The 15,478-nt window shown below is 69.5% G+C and carries 15 protein-coding genes and 1 pseudogene; 6 read left to right on the top strand and 10 right to left on the bottom strand.

All coding sequences use genetic code 11. From position 1 onward, the window contains the following. Positions 1 to 39: 39 nt before the first annotated feature. Positions 40 to 360 (bottom strand): tyrosine-type recombinase/integrase, encoded by a 321-nt coding sequence (locus AB0M88_RS17875; protein WP_364102696.1) that lies wholly within the window; start codon positions 358 to 360, stop codon positions 40 to 42. An 81-nt stretch (positions 361 to 441) separates the two neighbouring features. On the opposite strand from AB0M88_RS17875, the gene AB0M88_RS17870 reads away from it, so the two are divergent. Next, on the top strand, positions 442 to 840 hold the full coding sequence (locus AB0M88_RS17870; protein ID WP_364102678.1) for a hypothetical protein: 399 nt from the start codon (positions 442 to 444) through the stop codon (positions 838 to 840). A 125-nt stretch (positions 841 to 965) separates the two neighbouring features. On the opposite strand, the gene AB0M88_RS17865 is transcribed toward AB0M88_RS17870, so the two are convergent. The 3 genes from AB0M88_RS17865 to AB0M88_RS17855 all read right to left on the bottom strand — a co-directional run bounded on the left by AB0M88_RS17865 (position 966) and on the right by AB0M88_RS17855 (position 4,691). Next, positions 966 to 1,262 (bottom strand): hypothetical protein, encoded by a 297-nt coding sequence (locus AB0M88_RS17865; protein ID WP_364102675.1) that lies wholly within the window; start codon positions 1,260 to 1,262, stop codon positions 966 to 968. A gap of 78 nt (positions 1,263 to 1,340) precedes the next feature. After that, positions 1,341 to 3,527: an EAL domain-containing protein gene (locus AB0M88_RS17860; protein ID WP_364102672.1), complete on the bottom strand. Its 2,187-nt coding sequence runs from the start codon at positions 3,525 to 3,527 to the stop codon at positions 1,341 to 1,343. A 3-nt stretch (positions 3,528 to 3,530) separates the two neighbouring features. Then, positions 3,531 to 4,691 (bottom strand): FIST N-terminal domain-containing protein, encoded by a 1,161-nt coding sequence (locus AB0M88_RS17855; protein WP_364102669.1) that lies wholly within the window; start codon positions 4,689 to 4,691, stop codon positions 3,531 to 3,533. Positions 4,692 to 4,781: 90 nt separating this feature from the next. Between AB0M88_RS17855 and pyrE the strand changes: the two genes are divergently transcribed. After that, complete coding sequence (gene pyrE / locus AB0M88_RS17850; RefSeq protein WP_364102666.1) at positions 4,782 to 5,309, top strand: orotate phosphoribosyltransferase; 528 nt, start codon at positions 4,782 to 4,784, stop codon at positions 5,307 to 5,309. Between the two features lie 39 nt (positions 5,310 to 5,348). On the opposite strand, the gene cutA is transcribed toward pyrE, so the two are convergent. From cutA to AB0M88_RS17835, 3 genes are read right to left on the bottom strand one after another with little or no spacing between them, the layout of a single operon-like run. Beyond that, positions 5,349 to 5,675, bottom strand: a complete 327-nt coding sequence (gene cutA, locus AB0M88_RS17845) for a divalent-cation tolerance protein CutA (RefSeq protein ID WP_364102663.1) — start codon at positions 5,673 to 5,675, stop codon at positions 5,349 to 5,351. Then, a complete protein-coding gene (locus AB0M88_RS17840; protein ID WP_364102660.1) occupies positions 5,672 to 6,730 on the bottom strand; it encodes an aspartate-semialdehyde dehydrogenase in 1,059 nt (352 codons plus the stop codon). Before AB0M88_RS17840 ends, cutA begins: the two co-directional genes overlap by 4 nt. A 9-nt stretch (positions 6,731 to 6,739) precedes the next feature. Next, entirely contained in the window at positions 6,740 to 8,005 is a 1,266-nt protein-coding gene (locus AB0M88_RS17835; protein WP_364102657.1) for an aspartate kinase, read from the bottom strand. A 185-nt stretch (positions 8,006 to 8,190) separates the two neighbouring features. Between AB0M88_RS17835 and AB0M88_RS17830 the strand changes: the two genes are divergently transcribed. The 4 genes and pseudogenes from AB0M88_RS17830 to AB0M88_RS17815 form a co-directional block, all read left to right on the top strand. Then, positions 8,191 to 8,958, top strand: a complete 768-nt coding sequence (locus AB0M88_RS17830) for a hypothetical protein (protein ID WP_364102654.1) — start codon at positions 8,191 to 8,193, stop codon at positions 8,956 to 8,958. Positions 8,959 to 9,141: 183 nt separating this feature from the next. Then, a complete protein-coding gene (gene leuA, locus AB0M88_RS17825) occupies positions 9,142 to 10,866 on the top strand; it encodes a 2-isopropylmalate synthase (protein ID WP_364102651.1) in 1,725 nt (574 codons plus the stop codon). Positions 10,867 to 10,983: 117 nt separating this feature from the next. Beyond that, positions 10,984 to 11,646: an HNH endonuclease family protein gene (locus tag AB0M88_RS17820; RefSeq protein WP_364102648.1), complete on the top strand. Its 663-nt coding sequence runs from the start codon at positions 10,984 to 10,986 to the stop codon at positions 11,644 to 11,646. Between the two features lie 8 nt (positions 11,647 to 11,654). Further along, positions 11,655 to 11,894: pseudogene (locus tag AB0M88_RS17815) on the top strand (hypothetical protein); the annotation flags it as partial. A gap of 412 nt (positions 11,895 to 12,306) precedes the next feature. Here the strand turns inward: AB0M88_RS17815 and AB0M88_RS17810 are convergent. From AB0M88_RS17810 to AB0M88_RS17800, 3 genes are read right to left on the bottom strand one after another with little or no spacing between them, the layout of a single operon-like run. Beyond that, positions 12,307 to 13,344: a dipeptide ABC transporter ATP-binding protein gene (locus AB0M88_RS17810; protein WP_364102645.1), complete on the bottom strand. Its 1,038-nt coding sequence runs from the start codon at positions 13,342 to 13,344 to the stop codon at positions 12,307 to 12,309. A 14-nt stretch (positions 13,345 to 13,358) separates the two neighbouring features. Beyond that, on the bottom strand, positions 13,359 to 14,399 hold the full coding sequence (locus tag AB0M88_RS17805; RefSeq protein ID WP_364102642.1) for an ABC transporter ATP-binding protein: 1,041 nt from the start codon (positions 14,397 to 14,399) through the stop codon (positions 13,359 to 13,361). Between the two features lie 11 nt (positions 14,400 to 14,410). Beyond that, positions 14,411 to 15,412, bottom strand: a complete 1,002-nt coding sequence (locus AB0M88_RS17800) for an ABC transporter permease (protein WP_364102639.1) — start codon at positions 15,410 to 15,412, stop codon at positions 14,411 to 14,413. Between the last annotated feature and the right edge of the window lie 66 nt (positions 15,413 to 15,478).

Below are 15,478 nucleotides of genomic sequence, written 5' to 3'. Positions count from 1 at the left end.
CGAATCCGCCACCCCATCGGCAGAGATCGCCGCCTAACATCAACACCAACGGATCAGCGCTGGCCGCCTCTTACACCACGCCAGTGGACGTGACCGCACGGCCAAATCGTTCATTAGTCGTTGGCACATCGTGGCGGTGATATGCGAGTAGCGAGCCTGAACTGAGCCGTCCGCATGTCCCATACGGTCGTCCTGCAAGGTCGACGGCACGCCGAGTTCCTGCATTGCTGTCTTGTGCGAGTGTCGGAGACCATGCGGGGTGAGACCCTTCGCGATCGGCAGCCAGCACGTGTCGGCGCGCCTCGTGGCGCCTCTTCCGCGGGCAGGGATGCCCGGCCACGCGGCTCCAAGGACCGGCACAGGGCGCGGCGGGAATGGCGCGGTGCGCGGGTACCAACCGGTCGATGCCGGCTGGAAGATCCACGTCGCGAAGCTGAGGGCATGCTCGCGCTGACGGCCCTGCCGCACCCGGCGGCCGTGCTCGCCGAGCGGCTGTGCCGGGACGTCGACGACGACGGTCTCCTACCGGCGGCGATCGCGTCGGTGCCGTACGGCACGACATATCTTGACGTTGGCGATGAGCACCGGCAGCGGGCCGCGCTGTGCGAGCCGTATCTGCGTGTGGTCTTTCCGGATGGAATACCGTCGCGGTCGGCGGCCACGCCGGCCCAGCGCCGGCTCGTTGCGGCGGTCGCGCGGCACGATCCCGCGTGGGAGCGCGATTTCCGGGCGCTGCCGGCCCGGGACCGCCACGGCGCATTGCAGGATGCCCAGGCCTGGGATGGGACGTTTCTGTCCGCTGACCGGTCCGCGTGGCGAGCCGTGGCCGGGCTCGCCTGAATCACCGAGTCCGGCGCCGCGAAAAGGCGGCCGCAAAAGGGCGGCCGCGAAAAGGCGCCACAAAAGGGCGCCAAGAACAAGAAAAGGGGTACGGCGCAATCGCCGTACCCCGGAAGGTTTTTGATTTAAAGCGCAAGCTGCGGCCGAACCGGCACCGCCGTGACCGCCGGTCCCGCGCAGCGTGGCGGCAGTTGTTGCGGCACCGAGTAGGGGCCGCTCATTGATTCGACCGCCGGCGCGATGGCGGCGCGGTCGTTGAGTTGGATGAGCCGGGCGGCGCGGGCGAGGGAGCCGGTTTCGCCGTCGCGGAAGCCCTCGCGGTAGCCCTTCTCGTAGCGTTCGCCGCGGCCGAGCGCGCGGCCGAGTGCGAAGCAGGTGGAGCCGGCGAGGGCTAGGAGGAAGAACAGTGCGAAGGGTGTCACGGAACGTTCCTTCCGAGGTAAAGCCACTAATTAGGCGAAAAGTACCCCAAAAGGATCTCGCATGTTGGGGAGCGCCGATCAAGTACGCAAACGGGTGACGATGGCCAGGGACTCGAGCTTCGCCGGTATGTCGGCGGGGTCGGTCGGGCGGCACAGGTGGTAGCCCTGGCCGTAGCCACAGCCCAGGGCGCGGAGCGAGGAGAGCTGGGTGACGTTCTCGATGCCCTCGGCCACCGTGCGCAGCCCGAGGATCTGGGCGAGCTCGACGATCGTGCGGACCAGCGCCAGGTCCTCGCCGGTCAGCTCGGCCCGCGCGATGAAGGCCCGGTCGATCTTCAACTCGTCGACCGGCAGTTCGCGCAGGTAGGCGAGCGACGAATAGCCCGTGCCGAAGTCGTCGATCGACAGCTGTACGCCCAGCGCGCGCAGCGAGTGCAGTGCCGCCTTGCCCAGGTCGGGCTCGCTCATCAGCACCGACTCGGTCAGCTCGAGCGTGACCGCGCTGGACGGCAGCCCGGCGAGCGCCAGTGCCCGCATGACGTTGTCGGCGAAGCGCGGGTGCACCAGCTGATGCCCGGAGACGTTGACGTTGAGTCCCAGGTCGGGGTAGGTCCGTCGCCATTGTGCGACCTGGGTCGCGCTGGTCTCGAGCACCCACTGGCCGATGTCGACGATCAGCCCGAACTCCTCGGCGATCGGGATGAAGTCGACCGGTGAGACGAAGCCGCGGGCCGGGCTGTGCCAGCGGATCAGCGCCTCGACCCCGGCCGGTGTCCCGTCGGCCAGCCGGATCAGCGGCTGGTATTGCAGGCGGAACTCGCCCTCGCGCAGCGCCCGCTGCAGGTCGCCGCGCAGGCTCAGGTGGTCGAGCACCTCGGCGTGCATGTACGGCTCGTAGGTCAGCACCCGGCCCGGCCCGTCCTTCTTGGCCCGGTACATCGCCAGGTCGGCGTTGTGGAGCAGGGTTTCCGACCGTTCGGCGACCTCGCGGGAGGTGGCGACCCCGACGCTCGCGCCGATGAAGACCTCGCGGCCGGCCACCCGGAACGGCTCCTTGATCGACGCGACGATCCGCTCCCCGACCACGGTCGCCGACTCGACCGGGGAGTCGTGCAGGAGAGCCGCGAACTCGTCACCGCCCAGGCGGGCGGTGGTGTCGCTCGCGCGTACGCAAGCCCGCAGGCGCCGCGCGACCAGCGCGAGCAATTGATCGCCCGCGTCGTGGCCGAGGCTGTCGTTGACCACCTTGAACCGGTCCAGGTCGATGAACAGCACGCTGGTCGGGTCGGCCTCGGTGCCGCGGGAGGCGAGCACCCGGTTGAGGATCTTGAGGAAGAGGGCCCGGTTGGGCAGCCCGGTCACCGGGTCGTGGTTGGCCTCCCGAACCGCCTCGACCGTGCGGGCGTCGGTCAGCGCGAGGCTCACCTGCTGGGCGAACGCGGCCAGCTGGTCGCGTTCCTCGGCGTGCGTCTCGACCGTGCCCGGCAGGTGGGCGACCAGGCTGCCGGCCATCTCGCCGGTCACCCGCACCGGCGCGGCGATCGTCGTCCCGGTCGCGTCCGGCCGGATCAGGACGGCGGCCTGGGTCATGGCCTCGCGGGCCACGCCGTCCGGGGGCGAGATCTCCTCGCCGTGCATCGAGGCGATGGTCAGCCGGCGGTCGGTGCCACCCTCGGCCAGCATCAGTACGACCGTCGCCCCTTCCAGCAGATCGGCCGCGCCGCTGGTCACCGCGTCCAGGATCTCGGGCAAGGGCCGTCGCCCGGAGATCGCCCGCTGGATGGTCAGCAGGGTCTCGACCAGGCGCTGCCGGGTCTGCGCGCTGGTCGCCTGGCGCTCCTTCTCGGCCCGCAGATGGCGTTCCGCGGCCAGCACCCGGATGCTGCGCAGGTTGAGCCCCAGCACCTGGGCCATGCCCTGGAGCATCTGCCGTTCCTCGGGCTCGAACGACTCGTCGAGACGGCCGACGACCAGCGCATCGGCGGCGATGTCACCGAGCGGGCTGGCCACCGCGTACAGGTCACCGATGCCGGGTGCGATCAGGCGGCCTTCGCCGGTGGCCACCGCATGGAGCGCCCCGGCCGGGGCCGGGCCACCAAAGCCGTACGCGCCGTGCACGTGACCATCCCGCACGACCGCGCCGACCTCGGCCTCCACCATCTCGACCGCGCGCTCGACCGCGTTGCGGATCGCCTCGTCCTCGTCCTCGGCCGCGTTGACCGCGGCGAAGTACTCGGTGAGCAGGTGGGTCGACCAGTTGAGCATGGGCTACGCCAAGGCGAGGGTGACCAGGGTGAGATGGTGCATGCCGCTGGCGCCCCGCACGCGCGCGATCTCCCCGGTCGTGTAGAAACCGGCGAACGGCGCGTCCCGCAGGCCCTTCCGGAGAACCGCCAGCTCCTCGTCGAGGCCGCCCTCGATCAGCCCAACCCGGCGCCCGGCACAGTTGAAGGCCAGCGCGCCGAGCGGAGTGAGCCCGTCGAGGTGGGAGAGCGCGTCGGCGCACGACTGGGCGGCGCCGTTGATCAGGTCGTGCCGGTCCGCCTTCATGATCCAGACGAGGGCGCCCTGGGTCATCTCGGCCGTGCCCCACACCGACCGTTCGTCCTCGTCCCCCGCGTGGATCACCCGGATGTCCTCGCCGTTGCGCCGGGAGAGCCCGAGCGGCTGCAGTTGGCCGCGCTGCTTGAAGAACTCCTCGGCCGTGCCCTTGAAGTCGTTGCGGTGCAGCAGCACGTCGAGGGCGGGCTTGTCGTCGAGCTTGAAGATGTGCGGGCCCTGGCTCTTGCTGACGATCATCGGCTCGCCGACCTTGTGCCAGCCGTGCGCGATCCCGATGCCGATCGGCGCGTCCGAGCCGAGCGCGAGGCCGACCACCGAGCCGGTCAGGATCTTGTCGTCGAGGAACTGGAAGTCGCCCTCGAACCGGTTGTCGTCGCCGCCGAAGCCGCCGACCAGCGGCACCGTCGCGCCGATCTCCGTGTACGCGCCGCGCACGATCTCGTGCGGAACCGCCGCCAGGCCCTCCACCAGCATGATCAGGACCTTGTAGTCGTCCTTCATGCCCCGTACGGTCTCGGCGATCAGCGCGCCGGTCGCCCGCTGCCCGTGCTCCTTGATCTTGGCGGCCCGGGTACGGACGTTGAACCCGTCTCCTCCGAGCGCGGCGATCGCCACGCCGCCCTGGGTAGCCGCGTCGCTGCTCAACTCGCCGTGCGTGGTGCTGCCGACGATCGCGGCGTCCGGTCCGGCCTCGGCCCGCACGCCGGCCAGCAGGGCGGGCAGATCGTGGGAGATCGAGCAGAAGACGAAGACGGCTTTCGGCGTACGGCCGCCGATCGCCTCGGCCGCGGCCTGGGCGCCCGCCGTCCGGGAAGCGGACACGCCGCTGTGCCCGACGCCGAACCACCGGTGCGGGTTGGTCTGCATGATCCTCTGATCGGCACGTTTTGTCGGTTGCTGAGTGGTTACGTGTGGGGTGCCGTTCATTCGCGCGGGACGGCCTGCGAGGCTTGTGACGTGACTGACTCTGACCTTGCGCGACACGTCCGCGCCGTGAGCCGGCTGACCGGCGAGTTCGTCCTGCGCTCGGGCCGCACCGCGAACGAATATTTCGACAAGTACCAGTTCGAGGCCGACCCGGAGCTGCTCGACCGGCTCGCCGCCGAGATGGCCGTGCTGGTGCCCGAGGGCACCGAGGTGCTGGCCGGACTGGAGATGGGCGGCATCGCGGTGGTGACCGCGGTGGCCCGGCACGCCAAGCTGCCGACGGCCTTCGTCCGCAAGGAGGCCAAGAAGTACGGCACCGCCCGCCTCGCCGAGGGCGCCGAGGTGGCCGGCCGCCGGGTCCTGGTCGTCGAGGACGTGGTCACCTCCGGCGGCCAGGTCGTCATCTCGACCGACGAGCTGCGAAAGCTGGGCGCACACGTCGACCATGCCCTCTGCGTGATCGACCGCCAGGAGGGCGGCGCCCAGGCCCTGGCCGCCGACGGCATCACGCTGCGCGCACTGCTCACCCGAGCCGACCTCGAGGCCGGCGTCAGCTGATCTCCCCGCCCGCAGGGGTTACCACTGGGACTTACTCGATTAGGTGTCGAGCGTTTCCTGGCGTACCCAATCCAGGTACGCCGGGTTGCCGCCGACGACCGGCAGAGCCAGCACGCACGGCACGTCATAGGGATGCTCGGTGTTGGCCCGCTCGACGATGCGGTCGACCAGGGCGAGCCGCGTGTGCAGCGCCACCCGCGCCTCCGGGTCGTCCTGCACCGCGCCGTCCCACCGGTAGATCGAACGGATCGCCGCCACCTGCTGCCCGCAGGCGGCCAGCCGGTCCTCGACCAGCCGCGTGGTGAAGGCCGCCAGCCACGACGGGTCGGCCGCCGTGATCACGACCTCGCAGATGTCGTCGGTCACCGTTTGCTGATCTCGGCGGCCAGGAGTTCGGCGATCTCCACCGTGTTGAGGGCGGCTCCCTTGCGCATGTTGTCGCCGGTGATGAAGAGGTCGAGGGCCCGCGGGTCGTCCATCGCGCGGCGGATGCGGCCGACCCAGGACGGGTCGGTGCCGACCGCGTCGATCGGCATCGGGAACTCGCCCGCCTCCGGGTCGTCGACCAGGATCACGCCGGGGGCGTTGCGCAGCGCCTGGCGGGCGCCCTCGGCGTTGACCTCGGAGCCGAAGACCGCGTGCACGGCGATCGAGTGGCCGGTGACGACCGGCACGCGTACGCACGTGGCCGAGACCTTGAGCGCCGGGATGCCGAGGATCTTGCGCGATTCGTTGCGCAGTTTGAGTTCCTCGGACGACCAGCCGAGCGCCTCCGGCACGCCCGACCAGGGCACCACGTTGAGCGCGAGCGGTGCCGGGAACGGGCCCAGATCGTCGCCGACCGCCTGGCGCACGTTGCCCGGGCGGGAGCCGAGCAGCCGGTCGCCGGCGACCTTGCTGAGCTGGTCGTGCAGCGTGTCGACGCCGAACTGACCGGCCCCCGAGGCGGCCTGGTAGGAGGCGAGCACCAGTTCGCGCAGGCCGTATTCGTTGTGGAGCGGGGCGATCGCCATGATCATGGCCATCACCGTGCAGTTGGCATTGGCCACGATCTGCCGCGGGCGGTGGCGCAGCGCCTCGCGGTTGACCTCGGGGACGACCAGCGGCACGTCGGGCTCCATGCGGAACGCGGCCGAGTTGTCGACCACGATCGCGCCACGCTCGACGGCGATCGGCGCCCATTCGAGCGAGACCTCGTCGGGCACGTCGAACATCGCCACGTCGACGCCGTCGAACGCCTCCGGTGTCAGCTCGCGGACCGTCAGCTGTTCGCCGCGGCAGGCCAGCTGCTTGCCGGCCGACCGCGCGGACGCGATCAGCCGGATCTCACCCCAGACGTTGCGCCGGGAGGTCAGCAATTCGCGCATGACTGTCCCGACGGAGCCGGTGGCTCCGACGACGGCGAGCGTGGGCTGCGCCATCGAGGCCTCTTAGCGCCCGGTGCCCGCGTAGACGACGGCGGTTTCGCCGCCGCCCAGCTCGAACTGCTCGTGGACGGCGCGCACCGCGGTTTCGAGGTCGGTGTCGCGGCAGACTACCGAGACCCGGATCTCCGAGGTCGAGATCATCTCGATGTTGACCCCGGCCTCGCCGATGACCGCGAAGAACGTGGCCGCGACGCCCGGGTGCGACCGCATGCCGGCGCCGATCAGCGACACCTTGCCGATGTGGTCGTCGAAGAGCAGGCTCTTGAACTTGATCTCTTCCTTGATCTTGTCGAGAGCCGCCATCGCGGTCGGGCCGTCGGCCTTGGGCAGCGTGAACGAGATGTCGGTGCGGCCGGTGCCCTCGGTCGACACGTTCTGCACGATCATGTCGATGTTGATCTCGGCCTGGGCCACCGTGTTGAAGATGCGGCCCGCGGCGCCCGGCTCGTCGGGCACCCCGACCACCGTGATCTTCGCCTCGCTCGGGTCGTGGGCGACCCCGGTGATCAACGCTTGTTCCACGTCAGGGTCCTCCATCGAGCCGGTGACGAGCGTGCCTTCTTTGTTCGAGTACGAAGAGCGTACGTGGATCGGCACCTTGAAGCGGCGCGCGTATTCCACGCATCGCAACATCAGCACCTTCGCCCCGCCGGCCGCGAGCTCGAGCATCTCCTCATAGGTGATGCGCTGGATGTGCCGGGCGTCGGGGACGATGCGCGGGTCGGCGGTGAAAACGCCGTCCACGTCGGTGTAGATCTCGCAGACGTCGGCGTGCAGCGCGGCCGCCAGGGCCACCGCGGTGGTGTCGGAGCCGCCGCGGCCCAGGGTCGTGATGTCCTTGGTGTCCTGCGAGACGCCCTGGAACCCGGCCACGATCGCGATCGCGCCCTCGTCGAGCGCGGTGCGCAGGCGGCCCGGCGTCACGTCGATGATGCGCGCCTTGCCGTGCGTCGAGGTGGTCAGCACGCCGGCCTGGGAGCCGGTGTATGACCGGGCCTCGTAGCCCAGGTTGTGGATGGCCATCGCCAGCAGCGCCATCGAGATGCGCTCGCCCGCGGTGAGCAGCATGTCGAGCTCGCGGCCGGGCGGCAGCGGGCTGACCTGGTTGGCCAGGTCGACCAGTTCGTCCGTCGTGTCACCCATCGCCGACACCACGACCACGACGTCGTCGCCGGCTTTGCGGGCCGCGACGATGCGCTCCGCCACACGCTTGATCCGCTCCGCGGTCGCGACGGACGAGCCGCCGTATTTCTGCACCACCAGGGCCACGGGAACCAATTCCTTCGGGGTCAGGTCAGTCGGAACCACATTAGTCGCGGGCCTCGCACCGGCCGACAGGCGATCCCAGATTCCGGCCGGCCGGCCGCGAAGGCGTGTCGACGACGACCGTTACGGGCCTCGGAGGCGAGAATGTCTCGGTGCGCCCACGCTCGATGTCCCGACGCGGTTTGTCCGTGTCGGCTGCCGCCCTGCTGACCCTGGCTCTGGCGGCGTGCGGCCACGACGATCCGGCCCCGGCGCCGACGACGCCTCCGCCCTCACTGGTCCCCGACGCCCCGGACGCCCGCGCCGACCTGGCCGGGCTCGCGACCCTGGCCCAGGACCACGCGTACGCCGCGCTCTATTCGCTGGACGACGGCGACGGCCTGGCCCGCAACGTGGTCGCCACGTCCGCGGCCGACGGCACCTGGCGGGTCGACGTCTCGGGCGGCGCGCTCGGCGGCTCGGCCGACGTCTCGATCGTCTCGACCCGGGCCGGCGTCTATCAGTGCACCATGAGCTCGCCGCAGCAGCCGATCACGCCGACCTGCGTACGGGTGGCCAACCCGGGCAAGAAGGTGCCGGCCGAATACGACCCCCAGGTCGAGCGGCTGTTCCGGCCCGCGCTCACGGTCTTCACCGACCGGCAGGCCCCGCTCTCGGTCGGCGCGGTGCAGCCCCTGTCCGGGGCCAAGGGCAGCTGTTTCTCGGTCGACACGATCGCGGCCGCGCTGAGTGCCCCGGTCGACGTCGGCATCTACTGCTACCAGCCGGACGGCCTGTTGACCGCGGCCCGGGTCGGCTTCGGCACGCTCACGCTGGTCAGCACCGGCGCCGGCCCGGCCACGGTGGCGCTGCCCGGGCCCGAGGTGCCGGGGCAGCCGATGAGCACCGAGAGCCCTTCGTTGCCGCCGGCGATCCAGGTTCCGTCCGGTCAGCCCAGCGTCCCTCCAGCGCAGTAGGGCTCTTCCCACGATCCGGGCGTAGAGTTAGCCACGTCCAACTTGATCACGTAGGGTGATTCGCGATATGTGGCACGGACTCCTTCTTCGCTGCCGCGACGAGGCCCCATTCCAGGCCGGCACCTCGTCGCGGAGTTGACGCGCGCCGCCTGACCAGGCCTCGCCCTTTCAGGAGCATCCGTAATGTCCGATCCGTTTAAAACTCAGCGCCCCAGTGCCATGCCGTTCGAGCGCTACCAGCCTTACCAACAGCAGTTCTCGATCTCGCTGCCCGACCGGCAATGGCCCACCCAGGTCGTCGACAAAGCCCCGCGCTGGTGCGCGGTCGACCTGCGGGACGGCAACCAGGCCCTGATCGACCCGATGTCCCCCGAGCGCAAGCGGCGCATGTTCATGCTGCTGGTGCAGATGGGCTACAAGGAGATCGAGGTCGGCTTCCCGGCCGCGTCGCAGACCGACTTCGACTTCATCCGCCAGCTGATCGAGCAGGACCTGATCCCCGACGACGTCACCATCCAGGTGCTGACGCAGTGCCGGGAGCACCTGATCGACCGCACCTTCGAGTCGCTGCGCGGGGCCAGGCGGGCCATCGTCCACATCTACAACTCGACGTCGGTGCTGCAGCGCCGGGTGGTCTTCGGCCTGGACAAGGACGGGATCACCGACATCGCGACCAGCGCGGCCCGACTGTGCAAGAAATACCAGGAGATCCACACTCCGGACACCGACATCTTCTACGAATACTCGCCCGAGTCCTACACGGGCACCGAGCTGGACTACGCGCTGGAGATCTGCTCGGCGGTGATCGAGGTCATCGACCCCACTCCGGACCGGCCGCTGATCATCAACCTGCCGGCGACGGTCGAGATGGCGACGCCCAACGTCTACGCCGACTCCATCGAGTGGATGCACCGCCACCTGCCCCGGCGCCAGTCGGTGATCCTGAGCCTGCACCCGCACAACGACCGCGGCACCGCGGTGGCCGCCGCCGAGCTGGGCCTGCTGGCCGGCGCCGACCGCATCGAGGGCTGCCTGTTCGGCAACGGCGAGCGCACCGGCAACGTCGACCTGGTCACGCTGGGGCTCAACCTGTTCTCCCAGGGCATCGACCCGATGATCGACTTCTCGGACATCGACGAGGTCAAGCGCACCGTCGAATACTGCAACCAGCTGCCGGTGCACGAGCGCCACCCGTACGTCGGTGACCTGGTCTACACCGCGTTCTCCGGCTCCCACCAGGACGCGATCAAGAAGGGCTTCGCGTTCCTGCAGGCCGACGCCGACGCCGCCGGGGTCGAGATCGACAAGTTCACCTGGGGCGTGCCCTACCTGCCGATCGACCCCAAGGACCTCGGCCGCAGCTACGAGGCGGTCATCCGGGTCAACTCGCAGTCCGGCAAGGGCGGCGTGGCGTACATCATGAAGGAGGAGCACAAGCTCGACCTGCCGCGGCGTCTGCAGATCGAGTTCTCCGGCGTGGTGCAGCAGCACACCGACGAGGAGGGCGGCGAGGTCAGCCCGGACGCGATGTGGGAGATCTTCGCGGCCGAATACCTGATCGAGCACCAGATCGGCGCCGCCTTCAAGATGGAGCGTTACAGCACCGCGACGGTCGACGGCAAGGTCGAGATCGACGTCGAGGTCATCCACCGCGGCGCGCGGCGCCCGCTGGTCGGCGTCGGCAACGGCCCGATCGACGCGTTCGTGCAGGCGGTGCTGCCGCTGGGCATCCAGGCCCGGGTCCTCGATTACGCCGAGCACGCGCTGACCTCGGGCGGCGACGCCCAGGCCGCGGCCTACGTCGAGGTCGAGGTCGGCGACCGCACGGTGTGGGGCGTCGGCATCGACGCCAACATCGTCAGCGCCTCGATCAAGGCCGTGAACAGCGCGATCAACCGCGCGAGGTAGTAGTCATCCTCTTGGGCCGCCGGGATTCATCCCGGCGGCCGACAACAAATCACGGGAGAAAGGGCCCGGGGATGACGAGTCGGGCAGACCGGACGCCGCGCACCTAGGCTGGCGTACGTGGCAACTCGTGCTCCTCAAAGGACTTTGGCCCTTCTGACCGCCGCGACCATCGCACTGACCAGCGCCGGCTGCAAAGTGCAGGCGGAGCCGACCGGCTCCACCACGGTCGACCCTCACGTGACCGCCACCGGCAGCGCCAAGACCGCCTCCCAGGAGCTCGGCAAACTCGAGATCGGCAAGCCCGCGTCGATGAAGGGCTACAGCCGCGAAAAGTTCCCCCATTGGCGCAGCACCGGCAAGAACTGCGACGTGCGCGACTCGGTGCTCAAACGCGACGGCTCCAAGGTCAAGCTCTCCGGCTGCAACGTGGTCGCCGGCACGTGGAAGAGCGTCTACGACGACAAGACGCTGACCTCGCCGACCCAGGTCGACATCGATCACGTGGTTCCGCTGGCCAACGCGTGGCGCTCGGGCGCCGCGTCGTGGACCACCGACAAGCGCGAGGATTTCGCCAACGACCTCGACGACCCGCAGTTGGTCGCGGTGTCGGCCGGCTCCAACCGGTCCAAAGGCGACCAGGATCCGTCGACCTGGAAACCCCCGGCGACCGACAACTGGTGCCATTATGCGGAAAGCTGGATCGCGGTGAAGACCCACTGGAAGCTCACGGTCACCACCGCGGAGAAGTCCGCGCTGGCCGACATGTTGGAGAAGTGCTGATGGACTCGAAGACGAGCGATCTGGTCGCCGGGCCGGGCGGGGTGATGACCGACGAGGTCGGCGTCGTCACCGGCGAGCTCACGCTGCGCAGCGAACTCGACGGCGACAAGCTCACCCTCCGGGTGCAATACCGGGAGGCCGACGAGTGGTACACGGTGACCGGCGGCAAGGCGACCCTCAAGGACCCGGCCGACCTCGGCGCGGTTCACCAGGTCGTCGTCGGCATCCTCAACCGCCCCGAGGGCTGAACCCCAGATCGACACCGTGAGGGAGGCCGCCCGCGACTTTCGCGAGCGCCTTCTTCGGTACGCCCCAGGCCGCGACCGCCCAACGACGGCCGCCGCGTTCCCGCACGCCCCACCCCGCACCCGCCGAGCGGCGGCCGCCCCGCAAACGCCCATCGGTCACCGTCAAGCAGCAGCCCACCCGCGCACGCCATAACCGTCGACCCGTACCCGCCTACGTCCCGAGCCGTCACCGCCCGACGGCGGCCGACCCGCGCACGCCGCGACCGTTCGACCCGCACCCGCCTACGTCCCAAGCCGTCACCGCCCGACGGCGGCCGACCCGCGCACGCCGCAGGCCGGGACCGCCCAGCGACCGTCGACCCGTACCCGCGTACATCTCAAGCCGTCGGCGGCCGAGCCGGCTCTCGTTCTCTCAGGCCGGCGTCGCCGCGGGCCGGCGGCCGACGACGGTCTCGTCCTCCACCACCGGGAAGTGGCAGGCGGTGCGGTGGCTCTCCGGGTCGTCGAGCCGGGTGACCAGCGGCGGTTCCTCGGTGGCGCAGATGTCCTGCGCCTTCCAGCAGCGGGTGCGGAACCGGCAGCCCGAGGGCGGGTTGATCGGGCTCGGCACGTCGCCGGTGAGCAGCACCCGGTCTCGCTGGGCCTTGTCGCGCCGGGCCGGGTCGGGCACCGGCACCGCCGACATCAGGGCGACCGTGTAGGGGTGCCGCGGGTTCTTGTAGAGGTCGGCGCGGTCGGCGATCTCGACGATCTTGCCGAGGTACATGACCGCGACCCGGTTCGAGATGTGCCGGACGACCGACAGGTCGTGGGCGATGAAGACGTAGGTCAGGTCGAATTCGCGCTGCAGGTCGTCGAGGAGGTTGACGACCTGGGCCTGAATGGACACGTCGAGTGCGGAGACCGGCTCGTCGGCCACGATCAGCTTGGGTCGCAGGGCCAGCGCCCGGGCGATGCCGATGCGCTGCCGCTGCCCGCCGGAGAACTCGTGCGGGTAGCGGTTGTAGTGCTCGGGGTTGAGGCCGACCAGTTCCAGGAGGTCCTGCACGGCCTTCTTGAGGCCCTGCGGGGTCGGGATGTCCTGGATCTGCAGCGGCGCCGAGATGATCGAGCCGACCGTGTGCCGCGGGTTGAGCGACGAGTACGGGTCCTGGAAGATCATCTGCACGTCGCGCCGGAGGGGCCGCATCTGCGACACCGTCTTGTGGCTGACGTCCTGGCCCTCAAAGATGATCTTGCCAGCGGTCGGCTCGAGGATGCGGGTGAACAGCCGGCCGGCGGTCGACTTGCCGCAACCCGACTCGCCGACCAGGCCCAGCGTCTCACCCTGGCGCACTTCGAGGTCGATGCCGTCGACCGCGCGGACCGCGCCGACCGCGCGCCTGAACAGGCCCTTGGTGATCGGGAAATGCTTCTCCAGTCCGGAGACCTCGAGCAGGTTCTCGGTCATCTACTTCACTCCGCTCAGAGGTTCGGCAGGATTTCCTGCTGGAAGATCTTCGTGCGCTCCTCCGGCGGGAGGTGACACGCGACCGAGTGGGTCCCGCCGCGCAGCACCGGCACCTCGGTGAACGACCGGTCGCCGTTGCGGCCCGCGAACGGGCAGCGCGGGTGGAATGCGCACCCGGACGGCAGGTTGATCAGGCTCGGCGGGGTGCCCTTGACCGGGGTCAGGCGGTCGCGGACGTCGCGGTCGAGCCGCGGCATCGAGCCGAGCAGGCCCCAGGTGTAGGGGTGCTGCGGGTTCTGGAACACCTCGAGGGCGGGACCCTTTTCGATGATCTTGCCGCCGTACATGACCAGCACGTCGTCGGCCAGCTCGGCCACCACGCCCAGGTCGTGAGTGATCATGATGACCGCGGAGCCGAACTCCTCCTGCAGGTCACGGATCAGGTCGAGGATCTGGGCCTGCACGGTCACGTCGAGCGCCGTCGTCGGCTCGTCGGCGATCAGCAGAGCCGGGTCGTTGACCAGCGCCATCGCGATCATCGCGCGCTGCCGCATGCCGCCCGAGAACTGGTGGGCGTAGTCGTTGAACCGGCGCGACGGCTGCGGGATGCCGACCCGGTCCAGCATGTCGATCGCCCGCTCGCGCGCGACCTTCTTGTTGACGCCCGGGTGGTGGATCCGGTACGCCTCGACGATCTGCGCCCCGACCGTGAAGTACGGGTGCATCGCGCTCAGCGGGTCCTGGAAGATCATCGCCATTTTGCCGCCGCGCAGCTTGCGCACCTGCTCGTCGGTGGCGGTGACGAGTTCGTCGTCTTCGAGCCAGATCTCACCGGTGACCTTGGCGTTGCTGCGGGTGCGGTGCAGGCCGAGCACGGCGAGCGAGGTCACGCTCTTGCCGGAGCCGGACTCGCCGACGATGCCGAGCGTCTGACCCTTTTCCAGGGTGAAGCTCGACTCGGTGACCGCCTGGACGATGCCGTCGTCGGTCTCGAACCGGACCGTGAGGTCCTTGATGTCGAGGAACGGCCGGGGGTTCGTGGCGCCGATGGACAACTGACTCTCCCTCAGCCCAGCCGCACACGCGGGTCGATGAGGCCGTAGACGAGGTCCACGACCAGGTTCGCGAAAACGATGAAGAACGCGGCGATCAACGTTACGCCCAGGATCACGGGCAGGTCGTTGCCCCGGATCGCGGTGAGCGCCTGCCAGCCGAGACCCCGCAGGTTGAAGACGTTCTCGGTGAGCACGGCGCCACCGAGCAGGGCACCGAGGTCGAGACCGAAGATCGTGACGATCGGGGTCAGGCCGGACCGCAGCGCATGCTTTCCGATGACGGTGCGCTCGGGAAGGCCCTTCGCTCTCGCCGTACGCACGTAGTCCTCGCCGAGCGTCTCGAGCATGTTGGCCCGCGTCAGCCGGGCGTACGTGGCGGCGAACAGGAACGCCAGCGTGATCCAGGGCAGCAGCAGCTGGACGAACCACTGGCCCGGATTCTCGTTGATGGGCACGTACTGGCCCTCGGGTAGCCACCCCAGCCAGTAGACGAACACGGCCGAGCTGAGCAGACCCGTGAAGTAGACCGGTAAGGAAACGCCGGCCAGTGCGCCGGTCATCACCCCCCGGTCGAGAATGCTTCCTCTTCGAAGCGCGGAGATGACGCCGGTCGCGACGCCCATGATCAGCCAGAGGATCGCCGCGCCGATGGCCAGCGAGAAGGTGACCGGCAGGTCGTGCAGCAGCAGCGGCGTGACCTCCTGGTCGGTCTTGAACGAGTAGCCCAGGCAGGGCGCCGGGCAGTGGGTGACGTCCGGGCCGTTGGCGTAGTCACGGCCGGCCACCAGGCCCTTGAGGAACTTGCCGTACTGCACGGGGATCGGGTCGTTCAGTCCCATCTTGATCCGGATGCCCTGGATCGCCGCCGCGTCGGAGGTTTTTCCGATGTAGAGCAGCGCCGGGTCGCTTCCGGTCAGCTTCGGGACCATGAAGAAGACGGCGAAGGTCACTGCTGTAACCACGAGCAGTGTGATAACCGCGTTGATCAGGCGCCGGATGATGTATGTCAGCACGATTATCGGCCGAAGGAGAGGCGGGCACCGATCCGGTCCGGAACGATGCCCGCCCACCTGTGGGCG

Source organism: Actinoplanes sp. NPDC051411 (assembly GCF_040682075.1).
GTDB lineage: Bacteria > Actinomycetota > Actinomycetes > Mycobacteriales > Micromonosporaceae > Actinoplanes.
Note: the sequence above shows the minus strand (reverse complement) of the source record. Positions and strands in the feature narration are given on the sequence as shown.

What these genes read in the sequence shown, in the direction of transcription:
- AB0M88_RS17810 (WP_364102645.1), bottom strand. Translation starts at nt 13,344, where the DNA reads ATGACCGAGAACCTGCTCGAGGTCTCCGGACTGGAGAAGCATTTCCCG.
- leuA (WP_364102651.1), top strand. Translation starts at nt 9,142, where the DNA reads ATGTCCGATCCGTTTAAAACTCAGCGCCCCAGTGCCATGCCGTTCGAG.
- AB0M88_RS17840 (WP_364102660.1), bottom strand. Translation starts at nt 6,730, where the DNA reads ATGGCGCAGCCCACGCTCGCCGTCGTCGGAGCCACCGGCTCCGTCGGG.
- AB0M88_RS17860 (WP_364102672.1), bottom strand. Translation starts at nt 3,527, where the DNA reads ATGCTCAACTGGTCGACCCACCTGCTCACCGAGTACTTCGCCGCGGTC.
- AB0M88_RS17870 (WP_364102678.1), top strand. Translation starts at nt 442, where the DNA reads ATGCTCGCGCTGACGGCCCTGCCGCACCCGGCGGCCGTGCTCGCCGAG.
- AB0M88_RS17855 (WP_364102669.1), bottom strand. Translation starts at nt 4,691, where the DNA reads ATGCAGACCAACCCGCACCGGTGGTTCGGCGTCGGGCACAGCGGCGTG.